Raw genomic sequence first — 16,521 nt, 5'->3', positions numbered from 1 at the left:
CTCTCCTTTCACAAAATTGTTACTCAGGCCTTGAGTGCCTTCAGTATAAATGGAGAGTTAAATGCTGAAAACTCAGAATTTTTGATTATTTCATTTTTTGCCGATAAAAAGAACAAAAATGAAGACTATAGTAAAAAAATTTGAGTATTACTGCACAATGGGACGAGGGGTAAAAAATCCGTTTGTGGCAGGTTGCCTTTTCCAATAAAGAGGATCGGCCAAACCCTGCCACAAACGGTGAAATGGTCCTATCAAGAAACGTCCTTTTGTTTAATCCGATATTCACCCGGGGGATCACCCGTCATGCGTTTAAAGATTCGGAAAAAGTTCTGTATGGAGTGAAAACCAGTTTGATATGCGATATCCTTAATTTTTAGCTCTGATTGAGCCAAAAGAAACTTGGCTTTCTGGACTCTGACTGTATTGACATAGTCCACAAAAGAACTCCCGGTTTCCTTTTTAAATAGGCGGCTTAGGTAAGAGGAAGTGATGCCAATTCGCTCTGCGACGGATTCCAAAGATAGTGTGCTGTCAGAATAGTTTTCCAAAATATACTCCTGTACCCGGGCAATATGCTGTGAGGCACGAGTACGGTCCTTACGTTCAATGTTATGAAGCAGATCATATACTGCATTGATCAAAGGACCTTCTTTTGGGGGAAAAGAAGCACTTTCAAGAAGCTCTAAGATAACTTGTTCCTGTTGTAGCAGTTCTTCTCTATCTCCCATGCGCAGAGTATCAGCCAATTCAAACAGAGTGCGAAAAAAAGAGCGATATTGTCTGCGCTGTTCCTGAATATCTGGATTGCATCTGGAGAGTGTGTTCATGTTTTGCATGAGTTGCTCATAGGCGGAGATAGGGTCTCCAGCTTGAATAGCAAGCAAAATTTTTTGGACAGACTCAAAATAGCGGTTATGGGAAGGAAAAAGGTCCGATGAGTCCTCAATATCCTCGTCCTGGTAGAAACGACGGCGGCTTTGGGCTTTCTGTGCCTCGAGGTAGGAATACTGGAGGTCGGAGAGATGGTGATAAAGATTCCCACAACTTAAATCTAAATGATAGGGGGGAATAGAGAGCCTCTGAGAAATCTCCTTAATAGATGCCTGAACCATGAGTTGGATTGAGGTTTCGGAAATATCGCAGGGAAAGACCAGTACAATGGCAGCAGAAGAAAATTCTTGTGGGACAAGGTAACTGGAACTGGGGGGAGACAAAAGTTGATGCAATTGTTCCTGGATCTTACTGAGCAAAAGATTGCACTCCAATGGGGTAAGACTACTGGGAGAACTGCTGGAGATTGTGAGAGCCATGGCCAAAAAAGTTGCTTCCTGGGGAAAAGGATTGCCGATGCCGGACAGGATAGAGGAGATATGTTCTTCACTAAGGGGACGTCCGCTGAGCAAATGCCCAAACAGACGCTCTAGCACCAGCGGAGTGATGCCCTGAATTGCTTGGCTGAGTTCCTCGTTTTGTCGGGTGGTATATGAATAAGTTTTGGAGAGGTAGTCCACTTCATTTTCTGCATCCACATCGGGAGAACGAGAGGAAGGACCAGCCTCAAAAAGCAAGCGGCGGATAGGTTGATTGGCCTTGGATGCGATTAGAACAGAGAGAAGCACCGAACATACCAGACCTAAGATGCAAAACAGGATGATTTGAGACAACGGGGTATAAAATTGAAGTTGGCTGGTACTGATTTGTAAAATATAGGACCAGCTGGTGGAAGAAGAACGGTGATAAAAGTAGGTCAAGCCGTTTTGGGCATAAAGGACTGTCTGTGCAGGGACAGAGGATAGTGCTGCCAGAGGAAAAAGAGAGGCAAGGGAGGACGGGAGTTCTCCCCTGAAAATAGGCAATCCGTTTGTATCAGTGATGAAACAGGGTAGCCTTGAGCTCGATTCTGGATTAAAAATGGAAGACAGAGGAAAGGATGCTAGGTCCAACTCTATAATTAGGGCCCCTAGACTATCCAGATAATCGGGATAAAGATGCTGACAGATAATGGTTTTACCAGCTAATTGTTTTATAAAGAAGGATGTATGGGACTTAGAGAGTCTGGCACCAGAGTAGGATAAAAGATGCTCAGGATTCTGAAAAAGCTCGTTAGAAGCTTCTTCTACCGGTTGATAGGTCAGATCGGAACCATATACCATTTGAGATGTAGGGCAATATAGGAAAGCTGATCGAATGAAAGGATAAACATCAACAAGTTGCTGAAGATGTTCTAAAATATTTCGGGTGCGGTCATAGGTATCATCAAAAGGGACTACAAGGGCATTTGTAAAGTCGGAAGTCCAGATGGTATCCAGCATAATCTGCTGTAGATTTTGCATAGTCAGCTCTAGCGTAGTGCTAGTACTCTCCAAAATGTTAAGATAGGAGTGCTCTGCTGCCTGTTGAAGATTATGGTTTTCCTGTCGAAAGACATATACAAAAAATATTCCTAATGTCATCGAAATAATAAGAAAAAGAATCGAAAAGATTTGAAGAAAAGAGCTGTAAAAGCGGAGGCACTTACGATACTGTGAAAAAAACTGTTTCATAAAAATACGCCCGCCCTTTTTAGAAATGTGTATTTTTATCATAAACTAAAATGTTGTGGAAATCAATGGAACAAAAAGGGAGCTAAAATCTTTTTTAAAATTAAAAGACAGAAAATAACTTTTGCGATAATTGCATCGGAAAGAATTAGATGGAGTAGTGAGAGGGCTGCCGCCCGCTATGGATCGGCCTTAAGCAAAAAGACTGCGGGTCTGCGTGCTGTCAGACTGGCAGATAAGCCTTTTTATCTTGGCTGTTCTCTGCCTGAGCATCTGTTTCTGCCGGTTTGGTCAATAATTTTCACATATAGAATTGGCTAAAAAAGTGTGAAATCTATTTTTATACAAAAACGGCATTGATAATTTGAGTTATGTGCTAAAAGAATAATTTATAAAGGGCTCCTGACAGTTTAAAACTGCCAGGAGCCCTTTGTAATCGTCATACTAAGAGTTTCACTGCTACTCTAAAGATTTCAAATGCAGATACACCGTATTTTTGGAGATATTGAGGATCTTCGCCACGCTGGTGACTGCGCTCTTGATTTGGAAGATCCCCTGACTGCTGCATCGCTTGATGATCTCCTTGTTTTTTAGAGAAGGAAGAATATGGATGTCCTGCTCCACTTCATCCCTGATTTGTTCCACGACCCGGGTAAGCAGTTCCTCCGCATTGTCCACAAAAGTTTCTGTCAGCATAGGGCGCTCATCCATCGCATCTTCGGTCAGATGGCCGATCAGTTTATAGAGGGGGGTGTTCAGATAAAAGTTGATACACAGCAGGCCAATGGCCCGGCGGTTTTCACCATAGATAACGATGGTAGTGGAGCGCAGCGGTTCGCCGCTGCGGTTGCGGGAAAAATAGGAAATATGGCTTTTCCCATCCTCCTGCTGGATGGAGCGAAGCATATCCAGGGCCAGATCAGTAATGGGAGAACCCTCGTGACGATTTGTATAGTGCCCATTGGCGATGGCAATGACAGAGTGCTCCATGGACTCCAGGCTGTGCAGCACGATCTCATATCCTATGCCCAGATAATCCTCCAGACCGCACACCAGATCCCGGTAAGAGTTCAGGATCAGCCGCTCCGCGGGAGTCAACACGATTTCTGTCTGTTCCATAACATCTTCCTTTCCTGAAAGCCTGTTAAATTCAAAATATCACAAACGAAAATGGCGCACAACCTTTTTTGCAAAAAAAGAGTTTATTTATGAAAAAGAAACAAAAATAAAAGGGAGATATAGTAGGAATCAGACATTGACATGATAAAAATTCAGTATATAATAAAATTTATTACAGTATATGAAGAGCAAGTGATTTGCTGCTAAGAACGGAAAGAAATTTGAAAGGAGCATCAATCATGTCACGCACCTATCTGAAAAATGTCCGCATCGTGGATGGAACCGGCGCACCGGCCATTGAAAACGGCCTCTATGTCTTTGACAATATAGAGGACAAATTCAATGAGGACGTGGTGGAGTATGTGGGAGAAATGGACCAGAGTGTCCTGGCCAAGGCGGGGCCCGAGGATGCGGTCTTTGACCTGTCCGGGCACACCATTCTGCCCGGACTGATCAACTGCCATGTCCATCTGGACCTCATGCTCCCCTATCGGGGGCTGGGCAACAGCTTTGATGAGTTTGGCATCCCCTACCGCACACTGCTGAGCTACCGGCGGGCGGCCGAGGCGCTGGACTGCGGCGTTACCACCATCCGCAGTGCCGCTATTCCCGATGACATCGACATTGGACTGAAAAAGGCCATCAACAAGAACATGCTCTGCGGCCCCAACATCATTGCCTGCGGAAAGGGACTGGTGGCCCACAATGGACACGGCTCAGAGGAAAACTCCGTGGTCATGTGCAGCGGTGTAGACGCATTTATGAAGGCTGCCCGGGAGCAGCTGGCGGCAGGGGCAGACCAGCTGAAGATGATGTACACCGGGGGAATGGCTTCCGCGAATGAGGGCCTGTGCGATATGCAGATGACGGATGAAGAGGTAAAGGCAGTGGTGGACGTGGCCCACCGGGCCGGAAAGAAGTGCTTCGCTCATCTGTCCAACGACAAGGCCATCCGTCAGTCCGTCCTGCTGGGGGTGGATTCGGTGGAGCACGGCTACACGCTGTCTGAAGAGACTGCCAAGCTGATGGCAGAGCACGGCACCTATTTTGTCCCAACGATCTCTGTCTCCTCCAGCGATGATTATCTGCTGGCCCACGGATGCCCGGCTCACCAGGTGGAAAAGGGGCGCGAGGCCGCCAAGACCCACCGGCAGGGCGTGACCTGGGCCCATAAGCACGGCGTAAAGATCTGCGTGGGCACCGATCTTCTGCCCTCTGACCCGGTGGACGGCACCAACGCCACCGTCCGGGAGATCGAGCTGCTGGTCCAGTGCGGCCTGTCTCCGATGGAGGCCATCAAGGCAGCTACTTCCACCGGTGCGGAGCTGTGTGGGCTGCAGGATGTGACCGGCACCCTCAAGCCCGGACTGATGGGCGACTTCATTGTGGTGGAAGGCAAGCCGGATGAAAATATCTCTGATCTGCGGAAGCTGCGCCTGGTGGCCAAGCACTGCAGGCTGATTTGGAGCACCCTGCCCAACCTGAATGTCCGCCGCTTCAGCGTGCTGGCCCCCGGCTATGAGATGAAGGGCGGCACCTTCTGCGATTGGCGCCTGATCTGAGTGAGGAGACAAACCATATCACGGTAAAAAGGAGAGGAAACCATGACAAAACGCATCAATACCGAAAAGGCCCCTGCCGCTATTGGCCCCTATTCTCAGGGGGTAGCAGCGGGAAATTTCCTGTTCGTTTCCGGCCAGCTGCCGATTGACCCCAAGACCGGCAGCATCGACGCGGACAACGTGGCCGACCAGGCGAGACAGTCCCTGACCAATCTGTCTCAGATCCTGGAGGCCGCAGGCACCTCCATGGACAAGGTGGTCAAGACCACCGTATTCATTCAGCATATGGATGACTTTGCGGTGATGAATGAGGTCTATGCCCAGTTCTTCCAGGGAGAGGTCCTGCCTGCCCGCAGCGCTGTGGAGGTAGCCAAGCTGCCCAAGGGCGCACTGGTCGAAATCGAGGCGGTCGCGGCGCTGTGATGCTGCGGCCCAGCTCTCCCACCCAATCATAGAAATTAGAAAGGCGGGAACTCCATGGAAATTATCAGCTTTATTGGCATCGTAGCGGCACTGATCCTGATCATCCTCGGCTCCGTCCGAGGCTATTCCCTGATCCTGCTGTCCACTGTGGCGGCTCTGCTGGTGGCAGCCACCGGCGGCGTGAATGTGTTTGAAAATTACGCCAATGTCTATATGGGCGGCGTGGCCAACATGGTGCTGGCCCTGTTCCCCATCTTCCTGGGCGGCCAGATGTTCGGCAAGATGCTGGAGATGTCCGGCCTGCCCATGGCGGTGGCCAGCGGCGTGTTCCGCAAGCTGGGGCCCGCCAGCGCGGTGGCGGCGGTCTATCTGGCTACCCTGGCCATGTCTGTGGGCGGCATCGACGTGTTCGTCATTATTTTCACCATGTATCCCCTGGCCGCTGCCTTCTTTAAGGCTGCCGGCATCTCCCGCAGCCTGATCCCCGCCTGCGTATTGGGCGGTGCGGTGGCAATGCAGACCCTGCCCGGCATGCCTATCAACAACATCGTGCTCCCCGCCAATGCCTTCGGCACCACTCCCATGGCCGGTTTCTGGATGGCTATCGCCGGCTTTGCCATCGTGGGCGGCGGCAACCTGTGGTATCTCCACCGGGCAGGACAGAAGTACATCGCCAAAGGGGAAGGCTTTATCCCCCGTGAAGGCGACACCGACGACGTGGATCTGAACACTGAGGGACTGCCCAACCCCTTCCTCCTGCTGATCCCCATGGGTATCGTGGTCCTTCTGCTCAACCTGATCCACTGGCCCGCCTGGGCGGCCCTGTTTATCGGCTGTGTTGTGCTGGCACTGATGTTCTGGAAGCGATACGAGGGCTTCCACAAGATCGTCAATACGATGGCAGAGGGAGCGAAGAACTCTCAGTCTGTGATCCAGACTGCCGCTATCTGCGGCCTGGCCTCTGTGGTGGGCGCGGTGCCCGGCTACAACCTGCTGCTGGGCCTGCTGGAAAAGGCCTCTTTTGGCAGCCCATACATCATGCTGTTTGTGTGCATCGCGGTGATCGCTGGCTTTACGGGCAGCGCCACCGGCGGCCTGGCCTTTGTCCTGGACAATTTTACGGACAAGCTGGTAGCTATGGGCGGCAATCCGGAGGCGTTGACCCGGATCGCCAACATCTCCCAGATCACCTTTGACTCCCTGCCCCACAACAGCGCGATTGTCCTGACCCTGTCCTACTGCGGCGTGACCCACAAGGAGGGCTACAAGCACCTGTTTGTGGTGACTGTCGTTACTACCACACTGGCCACGATCGTCAACATCATCATGGCCCATTTGGGAGTGATTTGAGCTTATGAGCATAAGAGACAAGATGCGGCCCCTGTTCCGTACCCTGGACGGCGGCCTGTTTTCTGAAAAAGCGGGAAAGGCAGACGTGGGAGATGCGGTGTCCAAGCTCCAAGCGGAGGGCGGCACCCTGATGTGCTGGGCGGACCCTTTCTATCCAGACCGGGTGATCCCACAGAAGGTACTGGAGCGCAGTGTGGAGGTCATCCAGCAGGGGGTGGCCTGCCACTATACCCCGCCCATCGGCAATGCGGACCTGAAAGAGGTCATTGCGAAAAAAATCGAGCGGGACAACCACATCAAAGTAAACCCCCAGCGGAATATCATCATCAATCCCGGCTCTGACGTGGGCCTGTATTTTGCCATGACCCCCTTTATTGAGCCGGGAGACGAGGTGCTGGTCCACGACCCCAGCTATCCAAGCAATTTCCTGGACCCCCAGCTGCTCAACGGCGTGGTGGTGAAGGTGCCCACCTATGAGGAGGACAATTACCGCCTGCGGGTGGAGGAGTATGAGAAGCGGCTGACGCCCAAGACGAAGATGGTGCTGCTCTCCTCCCCCAACAACCCCACCGGCCGGGTGTTCACCCGGGAGGAGCTGACAGAGCTGTCCCAGTTCATCATCAAGCATGACCTGATCTGTGTCTGCGATCAGGCCTTTGAGGATACCGCGTTTCCGGGACATGAGATGGTCACCATGGCCTCACTGCCCGGCATGTGGGAGCGCACGGTCACAGTCTGTTCCTGCTCCAAGGGCATGGCCCTGAGCGGCTACCGGGTGGGCTATATCTTCGCGGATGATGTGATCATGGACACCATGTACGCCACTGCGGTGAATATCCAGGGTGCGGCCAATACCATGGTCCAGATGGCCATGATCCCCGCCTATGAGGACACATCCTTCATTCAGGACTATGTGGCGGAGCAGGACTTCCGCCGCCGCTATGCCTATGAGAAATTCAATGCGGTGCCCGGAGTATCCATGCCCCTGATGGAGTCGGGCTTCTATGGCTGGGTCAATGTCAGCCGCTTGGGAGACTCCAGCGAGATCACCGCCTATCTGGCGGAGGAGGCCAAGACGCTGGTCAACGACGGAAAATTTTACGGAGACCAGGGAGCCGGCCACCTGCGCATCATCTACGGTGTGTTCGCTGACCGACAGAAGAGCCTGGACGGGATCGACCGCCTGTGCGCAGCTCTGGCCAAGCGGGCCGCCCAGCTGGGCATCACAGAATAAGAAAGAGATCTCCCTCCCTGCCGGTGTCTCCGGCGGGGAGGGAGATCTGTGTTTTGGAGGGTGAAGATTCAGCCTTGTCCGTCCTCTACGAACCGGGCGGCGGCCAGGCCGGCCACCGCGCCGTCGCCCACAGCGGTGGCCAGCTGGCGCACCTCCTTGGCCCGGCAGTCCCCGGCCACAAAGACGCCGGGGAGGCGGGTGCGGCAGTCCTCACCGGAGCGGAAATAGCCCTCATCGTCCAGCTCCAGCTGGGCCCGGAAGGGGGCGGTGCCGGGGACCCGCCCCACGGCGGCGAACACCCCGTCCAGGGGGAGCTCCAGGGTCTGTCCGGTGGAGGCCTGGCGGACCCTCAGACCGGTGAGCCTGCCCTCCGCCTGGAGCAGGGCCTGCGGTGTATAGCCCAGCAGCAGGCGGATATTGTCCCGGGTCCGTACCCGCTCCGCCAGCTTTGGACTGCCCCGGAACTCCAGCCGGCGGTGGATCAGGGTCACCCGGCGGCACACGCCGGAGAGGAACAGGGCCTCCTGCAGGGCGGTGTCCCCGCCCCCCACGATGGCGGTGTCCCGGCCCTGATAGAAGGGGCCGTCACACACGGCGCAGTAGGACACCCCCTGTCCGGTGAGGGCCTCCTCCCCCTCCAGGCCCAGAGGGCGGTGCCGGGTGCCAGGGGCGAGGATCAGGGCGCGGCAGTGGAGGGGGCCGCCGTCGGTCTCCACGGCAAAGCCCCCCTCCTCCGGGCGGAAGCCCAGCACCTGGGCATAGTCCAGCTCCACCCCCTGCTCCTCCGCCTGGCGGGTGAGGGCCTCAGAGAGCTGGAGGCCGCTGACGCCGGGCAGGCCGGGGTAGTTCTCCACCAGGGGGGAGAAGTTGATCTGTCCGCCGGGAGCGGCCTCCTCCAGGACCAGCACGGAGCGGCCGGCCCGGACGGCGTACAGGGCGGCAGTGAGGCCGGCGGGGCCGCCCCCCGCCACGATGATATCAGTCATAAGGGTCCTCTCTCCTTTGAAAAAGCGGCTCCAGGAGACCCGGAGCCGCTCTCTTTTCCTGATGTCCCGATCCGTCTCAGTGCCCCCGCCGCCGCAAGGGGGGAGGGAACTTGGGATCAAGGCGCGGTCAGCCTACTTCCCGGGCCCGGTGCTCCTCCGCGAACCGCTTGATGGGGCCCAGTCCGGTGATGCTCTCCCCCTGGACCACCAGGGTGGGGGCCTGACGCACCCCGTACCGGGTGGTCAGGTCGGGAGACTCCTCTGCCACCACCTTCTGATAGGGCACTCCCGCCTTCTGGAGCAGGGCCTCCGCCTGACGGCAGTTGGGGCAGGTACGGGTGGTGAACAGCAGGGACTCCCCGCCGGACGCCTGGGGGGCGCCCTCCTGGGAGAAGGTCACCTGGCTGCCGGCCCGGCCCGCCTTCCGCAGGTGGGAGGCGGTGAGGTCATATACCTTCCGGTCCTTGAACTCCTGGGTCTTGCCGTCATTCCAGTTCTGCACCGGCCGGTAGTAACCGGTGATGCGGCTGTACACCTCCGCAGGCTTGCCGCAGATGGGGCAGGTGTGCTGCTCCCCGGACAGATAGCCGTGGTCGGCGCACACGGAGTAGGTGGGGGACATGGTATAGTAGGGCAGCTTATAGTTCTCTGCGATCTTCCGCACCAGCTCCGCCGCCGCCTTCCAGTCAGGCAGCTTCTCCCCCAGGAAGGCGTGGAACACGGTGCCGGAGGTGTAGAGGGTCTGAAGCTCGTCCTGCACGTCCAGAGCGGAGAAGATGTCCTCGGTGTAGCCTACGGGCAGGTGGGAGGAGTTGGTGTAGTAGGGAGTTCCGTTCTCGTTGGCGGTGATGATGTCAGGAAACTCCTCCTTGTCGTGCTTGGCAAAGCGGTAGGTGGTGGACTCGGCGGGGGTGGCTTCCAGGTTGTAGAGGTCGCCGTACTGCTCCTGATAGTCGCTCAGCCGCTCCCGCATGTGATTGAGCACGTCTTTGGTGAACTGCTGGGTCTCCTTGTGGGTCAGGTCGGCCCGGAGCCACCCGGCGTTCAGTCCCACCTCGTTCATACCGATGAGGCCGATGGTGGAGAAGTGGTTGTCAAAGGTCCCCAGATAGCGCTTGGTATAGGGGTAGAGCCCCGCCTCCAGCAGCTTGGTGATGACGGTGCGCTTGGTCTTGAGGGACCGGGCGGCGATGTCCATCAGCTTGTCCAGCCGCTGGTAGAAGTCGGACTCGTCCTTGGCCAGATAGGCGATGCGGGGCAGGTTGATGGTGACCACCCCCACGCTCCCAGTGGACTCGCCGGAGCCGAAGAAGCCGCCGGACTTTTTCCGCAGCTCCCGCAGGTCCAGGCGCAGACGGCAGCACATGGAGCGCACGTCGGAGGGCTCCATGTCGGAGTTGATGTAGTTGGAGAAGTAGGGGGTGCCGTACTTGGCGGTCATCTCAAACAGGAGCTTGTTGTTCTCCGTCTCAGACCAGTCGAAGTCCCGGGTGATGGAGTAGGTGGGGATGGGGTACTGGAAGCCCCGTCCGTTGGCGTCGCCCTCGATCATGATCTCGATGAACGCCTTGTTCACCATGTCCATCTCGGTCTTGCAGTCCCCGTAGGTGAAGTCCATCTCCCTGCCCCCCACGATGGCGGGCAGGTTCTCCAGATCCTTGGGCACGGTCCAGTCCAGGGTGATGTTGGAGAAGGGAGCCTGGGTGCCCCAGCGGCTGGGGGTGTTCACCCCGTAGACGAAGGACTGGATGCACTGCTTGACCTCTTTCTGAGTCAAGTGATCCACCTTGACAAAGGGAGCCAGATAGGTGTCAAAGGAGGAGAACGCCTGGGCCCCTGCCCACTCGTTCTGCATGATGCCCAGGAAGTTGACCATCTGGTTGCACAGGGTAGACAGGTGACTGGCCGGGGAGGAGGTGATCTTCCCCGGGATGCCCCCCAGCCCCTCCTGGATAAGCTGCTTCAGAGACCAGCCGGCGCAGTAGCCGGTGAGCATGGACAGGTCGTGGATATGGATCTCGGCATTGCGGTGGGCGTTGGCCACCTCCTGGTCGTAGATCTCGCTGAGCCAGTAGTTGGCGGTGATGGCGCCGGAGTTGGACAGGATGAGCCCGCCCACCGAGTAGGTGACGGTGGAGTTCTCCTTCACCCGCCAGTCGTTGATCTGGAGGTAGTTGTCCACCAGCTCCCGGTAGTTGAGCAGGGTGGAGTTGACATTGCGCACCTTCTCCCGCTGCTTCCGGTAGAGGATGTAGGCCTTGGCCACATCGGCGTAGCCCGCCTCGGACAGCACCTTTTCCACGCTGTCCTGGATGTCCTCCACCGCGATGCGGCTGTCCCGGATCTTGGGCTCGAAGTCGGCGGTGACCCGCAGAGCCAGCATGTCGATCACGCTGGGATGATACTGCTTTTCCAGCGCCTCAAAGGCTTTGGTAATGGCGGCGCTGATCTTGCCGATCTCAAATTGGGCGGCGGTGCCGTCCCGCTTGGTCACCTGATACATCACACGGTCCCTCCACATTCTTCAGTCCCGCGGCGGCTTGGCCGCCGCGACTGTTCCTACTATACCATGAAGGAAATGGCTCGTCAATATCTTGTGCAAAATTCCGGCGGAAACACAATATTTTGTTTTCCTGAAGCGAAAAAGCAGGAAGCGCCGGCACATGTTTTGGGAAGAAACGGGGCAAAAACCGGCGATTTTTTTGAAAAAGAACACTCCCGCGCCCCGTGGGACGGGAGTGCTCTGCCATAAAAATTAGCCAAAAACGCGGAGGGGGGGTTCAGATGCCCCGCAGCTCCACTGCCGGGACCCAGGGGCGGACCAGAGCGGCGAACCCCTCCATCTCCTCCCGGGACCAGGCGCTCAGACCGGGCCGGAGCACGGTGTCCCGGTCGATGAAGGCCTGAAGAAAGTACCGCCGGGCGCCGGAGATCCAGGGGCCGATGGCGCGGAAGGAGGCGCTGTCATGGAACTGGCGCACCACGGTGGTGCGGAACTCATAGTCCACATGGCCCTCCAGCAGCCAGGACACGCTCTCCCGGATGGGCCCCAGGTCCAGGCCGGGGACCCCTGCGGTCTCTCCGTACCGCTCCGGGGAATTTTTGATGTCCATGGCGGCGTAGTCCACCAGCCCCAGGGACCGCAGCCTGGCCAGGAGCTGGGGGTGGCTGCCGTTGGTGTCCAGCTTGATGGGGAAGCCCAGGGCCTTGATCTCCTCCAGAAGTGCCTCCAGCCCGGGGCGGAGCAGGGGCTCTCCGCCGGTGACGCAGACCCCGTCCAGCAGCCCCTTCCGCTTGGCGAGGAAAGCCAGCAGCTCCCCGCTGTCCATGGCGGCGGGGAGGGGGCCGGTCACCAGGTCCCGGTTGTGACAGAAGGGGCAGCGGAAGTCACAGCCCCCCAGGAAAATCGTGCAGGCCACCCGGCCCGGCCAGTCCAGCAGCGTCAATTTTTGCAGTCCCTGAATGTCCATGGTCAGCGCTCCTTTTAGCTCTATTGTAGCGGCGGGAGGGGGAGCCGTCAAGACCGGCGGCACCGGAGACGGAAATAGCACAGCCCCGCCAGGGCGGGCAGGATGGGGGAGAACGCCTGGCCCAAGTAAATGCCGGCGGGGCCCAGGGCGAGGGGGAAGGCCAGCAGCCAGCACAGGGGCAGACGGAGCAGGGCCGCGTCCAGCATGGCATTGCACATAGCCACCCAGGAAGCCCCAGAGCCGATGGCGAAGGAGTCGAAGACATACATGGCAGCGTAGATCAGTCCGTTGACGGAGCAGCAGATGCGGAGATAGCGCACCCCCTCTGCCGTCACGGCCGCGTTCTCCGGTTCGAAGAGGGCGATGATGGGGGCGGCGGCCAGCTGGACGAGGGCGGTCAGAAGGGCAGTGGCCCCCAGACTGAGGAGAAGGCCGCTCCTGACGGTCTGACGCACCCGGTCCGGATCGCCGGCACCCAGGTTCTGCCCCACCATGGCGGTCACCCCATAGCCCAGCGCCCAGCAGGGCATCCCGGCGAAGGTGCTGACCTTCAGGCCGATGCCGGCCGCCGCCGCCACGGAGACGCCGAAAGGGTTGAGCAGGCCGGTGAGGATCAGGTAGGAGAGGTTGACCACCGCCATCTGGACGGCAGAGGGGAGGCCCAGCCGGAGAAGGGAGAGGAGGGCGGCGGGGCGGAGGGGGAGACGCCGGAGGGAGAGGGGGACACAGCGGTGCAGGTGGGCCAGAGAGAGCAGAAAGGAGACGCCTTGGGCCGCCACGGTGGCCCAGGCGGTCCCGGCGGTTCCCAGGCCGCAGGGACCTGCCAGGATCAGATCCAGGAGGAGATTGACCACAGCGGCGGCGGCCACGAACCGGAGAGGACCGCGGGAGTCGCCCCGGCCCTTCAGGATGGCGCAGACGGCGTTGTATCCAAAGACAAAGGGGGTGCCCCAGCAGAGGATGGCCATATAGCCGCAGGCGTCCCCCATAGCCCGGGAAGGCAGGGCCATCAGGGTGAACAGCGGGCAGTAGCAGAGCAGGGCGGCCGCCGTCAGCAGGGCGGAGCCCGCCAGCGCCAGCAGGAGCAGCGCGGAGGCGGCCTCCTCCTCTTCCAGGCGGTTCCCGGCGCCCCGGGCCCGGGCGGTGAGGACCGTCCCACCGGCGGAAAAGCCCATGCACACCGCGTTGAGGAGGAAGCACAGGGTGGAGGCGCTGCTCACAGCGGCCAGGCCGGTCTCACCCACGAAGCGGCCCACCACCAGCAGATCCGCCATGCTGTAAAAGGACTGGAGCAGATTGGCCAGCAGGAGAGGGAAGGAGAATCGGATCAGGCAGAGGGGGACGCTCCCCCGGGTCAGATCCAGCGTATCGGAGTTCATATCCATCGTTCCTTTCTCAAGACAGGTATAGAAGTGGGCGAAGGGCGGGGATACAGGCCCTCCGCCGGAAACGGGCGCGAAAAAGCCGCGGACAGAACACTGTCCGCGGCCTGAGTCATGAGAATGGAACAGAAGGGACCAAAAAGGCGCTCAAGCCCTTCTTGCGGGCCTGCGCGTGCCAGATCCCATCCCGTCAGGCTCCGTACAACGCTCTGTCACATCGGGTCGTCCGGAGCCGGATACAATGGCAAATTTTCCGTAGAGCCTCATGGGAGCCCTCCTCTCCTGGTGGATAGCTCTATTATAAAAGCGGCGGGCGGATCTGTCAACCGGGATCGGGGGCGGTGGGCTTGAAACAGGCACAAAAAGGCGGCCAGTCCGGAGGACTGACCGCCCAAGGTCCGCGCCGCTTCAGATGACAAAGGCCGCCAGCATAGCCAGATAGGAGGTGCGGGCATCCCGCCCCAGCAGGACATATATCGCCCCGTACATCAGCCCGAAGGCCATCACCCCCAGGCCGGTGGAGAGGCTCCCCCTGGACAGCGTGTGGATGGCGCCCCAGGTGCAGCACAGCACCACGCCGCCGAAGGGGAACTGGCTCCGCCCTTTCCTCAGCGCCTCCCAGAACTGCTGTCCAAAGGCTGCGATCAGAAGGACCAGGACCACCTCAAAGGCGTAGTAGAGATACTGGCCGGCGAACAGGAGGGGCCCCTTCTTCTGAAACTCTCCGATCACCTTCAGAGTCCCCCAGTCCAGCGCGTTCAGCAGGATGCACAGGGCGGCCAGCCCAATGGCGAGCCCCGCCCCCTTCCGGGGGACAGGCCTGGCCTCCAGCAGGGAAAAGCCCAGCTTTTTCTCCGCCTGTCTCACCAGCAGGGCGGCTGTCAGCCCCCAGCAGGCCATAGTCATCCCCCAGTGGAGAAGCGTATGGGCGGCGGTATAGCGGGAGGGCGGCGTACCGCCGAAGAGGGCCGGCTCCACTCCGCCCATCAGCACCAGCTCCAGTCCCAGTCCCGCGAAGGCGTACAGGGCGTACCACAGAAATTCCCAAGGGGAGCTCTTGTCCCGTTTCACGGCCATTCCTCCCGTCTCTCAAATCAGGGCTATGATACCACGCTTCTCCCCTAGACGCAACGGCCCGGGTGCGAAAAGCCCCCGCCCGCGGAGCCGCAGGCAGGGGCAGTGTTCTTTATTTAGCCTCGGGCTCCTCCTCGGGCAGTACCCGCACCTGGATCTCGATGACCCGGCGGTGCTCCACCCGGGTAACGATGACATCCAGGCCCTCGGCCTGGAAGTGGTCCCCCTCCTCGGGGACCCGGCCCACCTGCTCCATCACCCAGCCGGAGACGGTGGTGGCGGCGCAGGCGCCCTTGACGGCGAACAGGTCGAACATATCGTCCAGGTCGGCGGAGCAGGCGATGAGATAACTGCCGTCTTCCTGCTTTTTGAACTCCTCGATGACCTCGTCGTGTTCGTCCCAGATGTCGCCCACCAGCTCCTCCACGATGTCCTCCAGGGTGGCAATGCCCTCCGTGCCCCCGTACTCATCCACCACCACGGCCATGTGGGCCTTGTTCCGCTGGAGGATGCGCATCAGCTCGGAAATCTTGGTGTTGCCGGTGGTGTAGAGCACCGGGGCCTTCAGGGCGGAGATCATGGTCTCCCCCCGGTAGCGGGCGGCGTAGAAGTCCTTCTCATGGATCACGCCCACGATATTGTCGATGCTGTCCTGATAGATGGGCAGGCGGGAGTAACCGCTCTCCGCAAAGAGGGAGCCCACCTCCTCCATGGTGCTGTTCTCCTCCGCCGCCACGATATCCACCCGGGGAGTGAGGATCTCGGACACCTCCAGGTCGTGGAACTCGATGGCGTTGCGGATCAGCTCGCTCTCGTGCTCGTCCAGGCCGCCCTCGTTCTCCGCCTGGTCCACCATAGTGACCAGCTCCTCCTCGGTGATGCCGTCCTCCTCCCGCTTGTGGATGATCAGGGAGAGCAGGCGCTTCCACTGGGTGAACAGGAAATTGGCCGGGGTCAGCACGGCTACAAAGGCCCGCAGCAGGGGGGCGGAGAGCATGGCCCAGGCCTCCGGGCTCTCCTTGGCCAGGCTCTTGGGCGAGACCTCGCCAAAAATCAGGATCACCACAGTGAGCACGATGGCGGACACCGTGGGCCCCCGCACGTCATCCAGCAGCCGGATGAACAGCACCGCGCCGATGGTGGTGGCCACGTTGTTGACGATGTTGTTTCCAATGAGGATGGTGGACAGCAGCTTGTCATAGTCCTCCGCCAGAGCCAGGGCCCTGGCAGCCCGCTGGTCCCCGTTGTCCGCCCGGCTCTTCAGGCGGATCCGGTTCAGGGAGGTAAAGGCGGTCTCTGTGGCGGAGAAGTAAGCGGACATGGCCACGAGGATGACAAGAGCAACGGTCATTCCAATACTGGTACTGTCCATGGGGGACAA

12 protein-coding genes are annotated in these 16,521 nt (G+C 58.4%); 4 read left to right on the top strand and 8 right to left on the bottom strand.

The window, feature by feature from the left end:
* Window positions 1-251 precede the first annotated feature (251 nt).
* Both L9O85_RS13885 and L9O85_RS13880 read right to left on the bottom strand, forming a co-directional pair.
* Window positions 252-2,543 carry an AraC family transcriptional regulator gene (locus tag L9O85_RS13885; RefSeq protein ID WP_301578958.1) on the bottom strand — a complete coding sequence of 764 codons (2,292 nt, stop codon included), beginning with the start codon at window positions 2,541-2,543 and terminating at the stop codon, window positions 252-254.
* A gap of 456 nt (window positions 2,544-2,999) precedes the next feature.
* Window positions 3,000-3,659: a helix-turn-helix transcriptional regulator gene (locus L9O85_RS13880; protein ID WP_108980346.1), complete on the bottom strand. Its 660-nt coding sequence runs from the start codon at window positions 3,657-3,659 to the stop codon at window positions 3,000-3,002.
* A gap of 239 nt (window positions 3,660-3,898) precedes the next feature.
* Here L9O85_RS13880 and L9O85_RS13875 point away from each other — a divergent pair, with 239 nt between their 5' ends.
* From L9O85_RS13875 to L9O85_RS13860, 4 genes are read left to right on the top strand one after another with little or no spacing between them, the layout of a single operon-like run.
* Window positions 3,899-5,221, top strand: a complete 1,323-nt coding sequence (locus L9O85_RS13875; protein WP_050623264.1) for a metal-dependent hydrolase family protein — start codon at window positions 3,899-3,901, stop codon at window positions 5,219-5,221.
* Window positions 5,222-5,263: 42 nt separating this feature from the next.
* Window positions 5,264-5,644, top strand: coding sequence for a RidA family protein (locus L9O85_RS13870; protein WP_050623265.1), 381 nt, complete (start codon window positions 5,264-5,266; stop codon window positions 5,642-5,644).
* Between the two features lie 54 nt (window positions 5,645-5,698).
* A complete protein-coding gene (locus L9O85_RS13865; protein WP_050623266.1) occupies window positions 5,699-6,994 on the top strand; it encodes a GntP family permease in 1,296 nt (431 codons plus the stop codon).
* Between the two features lie 4 nt (window positions 6,995-6,998).
* Window positions 6,999-8,228: a pyridoxal phosphate-dependent aminotransferase gene (locus L9O85_RS13860; protein WP_050623267.1), complete on the top strand. Its 1,230-nt coding sequence runs from the start codon at window positions 6,999-7,001 to the stop codon at window positions 8,226-8,228.
* 68 nt (window positions 8,229-8,296) lie between these two features.
* On the opposite strand, the gene L9O85_RS13855 is transcribed toward L9O85_RS13860, so the two are convergent.
* From L9O85_RS13855 to L9O85_RS13830, 6 genes are all read right to left on the bottom strand, one after another.
* A complete protein-coding gene (locus L9O85_RS13855) occupies window positions 8,297-9,214 on the bottom strand; it encodes an NAD(P)/FAD-dependent oxidoreductase (RefSeq protein WP_276758596.1) in 918 nt (305 codons plus the stop codon).
* 127 nt (window positions 9,215-9,341) lie between these two features.
* Window positions 9,342-11,717, bottom strand: a complete 2,376-nt coding sequence (locus L9O85_RS13850; RefSeq protein WP_301580172.1) for a ribonucleoside triphosphate reductase — start codon at window positions 11,715-11,717, stop codon at window positions 9,342-9,344.
* A gap of 277 nt (window positions 11,718-11,994) precedes the next feature.
* Window positions 11,995-12,684, bottom strand: coding sequence for an anaerobic ribonucleoside-triphosphate reductase activating protein (locus tag L9O85_RS13845; protein WP_301578954.1), 690 nt, complete (start codon window positions 12,682-12,684; stop codon window positions 11,995-11,997).
* Window positions 12,685-12,731: 47 nt separating this feature from the next.
* Window positions 12,732-14,063 (bottom strand): MATE family efflux transporter, encoded by a 1,332-nt coding sequence (locus L9O85_RS13840; protein WP_301578952.1) that lies wholly within the window; start codon window positions 14,061-14,063, stop codon window positions 12,732-12,734.
* 411 nt (window positions 14,064-14,474) lie between these two features.
* The gene (locus L9O85_RS13835; RefSeq protein ID WP_301578950.1) at window positions 14,475-15,137 is read right to left on the bottom strand and encodes a hypothetical protein; all 663 of its coding nucleotides are present in this window, start codon (window positions 15,135-15,137) and stop codon (window positions 14,475-14,477) included.
* A 115-nt stretch (window positions 15,138-15,252) separates the two neighbouring features.
* Window positions 15,253-16,512, bottom strand: coding sequence for an HlyC/CorC family transporter (locus tag L9O85_RS13830; RefSeq protein ID WP_108981548.1), 1,260 nt, complete (start codon window positions 16,510-16,512; stop codon window positions 15,253-15,255).
* Window positions 16,513-16,521 lie beyond the last annotated feature (9 nt).

Source organism: Lawsonibacter asaccharolyticus, assembly GCF_022453915.1.
In the GTDB taxonomy this organism is placed as follows: Bacteria; Bacillota; Clostridia; order Oscillospirales; family Oscillospiraceae; genus Lawsonibacter; species Lawsonibacter asaccharolyticus.
The sequence above is the reverse complement of the archived record's forward strand: the minus strand, read 5'-3'. Positions and strand labels throughout refer to the sequence as shown.

Coding starts and splice junctions, on each gene's coding strand:
- L9O85_RS13885 (WP_301578958.1), bottom strand. CDS start 2,543: ATGAAACAGTTTTTTTCACAGTATCGTAAGTGCCTCCGCTTTTACAGC.
- L9O85_RS13880 (WP_108980346.1), bottom strand. CDS start 3,659: ATGGAACAGACAGAAATCGTGTTGACTCCCGCGGAGCGGCTGATCCTG.
- L9O85_RS13875 (WP_050623264.1), top strand. CDS start 3,899: ATGTCACGCACCTATCTGAAAAATGTCCGCATCGTGGATGGAACCGGC.
- L9O85_RS13870 (WP_050623265.1), top strand. CDS start 5,264: ATGACAAAACGCATCAATACCGAAAAGGCCCCTGCCGCTATTGGCCCC.
- L9O85_RS13865 (WP_050623266.1), top strand. CDS start 5,699: ATGGAAATTATCAGCTTTATTGGCATCGTAGCGGCACTGATCCTGATC.
- L9O85_RS13860 (WP_050623267.1), top strand. CDS start 6,999: ATGAGCATAAGAGACAAGATGCGGCCCCTGTTCCGTACCCTGGACGGC.
- L9O85_RS13855 (WP_276758596.1), bottom strand. CDS start 9,214: ATGACTGATATCATCGTGGCGGGGGGCGGCCCCGCCGGCCTCACTGCC.
- L9O85_RS13850 (WP_301580172.1), bottom strand. CDS start 11,717: ATGTATCAGGTGACCAAGCGGGACGGCACCGCCGCCCAATTTGAGATC.
- L9O85_RS13845 (WP_301578954.1), bottom strand. CDS start 12,684: ATGGACATTCAGGGACTGCAAAAATTGACGCTGCTGGACTGGCCGGGC.
- L9O85_RS13840 (WP_301578952.1), bottom strand. CDS start 14,063: ATGAACTCCGATACGCTGGATCTGACCCGGGGGAGCGTCCCCCTCTGC.
- L9O85_RS13830 (WP_108981548.1), bottom strand. CDS start 16,512: ATGGACAGTACCAGTATTGGAATGACCGTTGCTCTTGTCATCCTCGTG.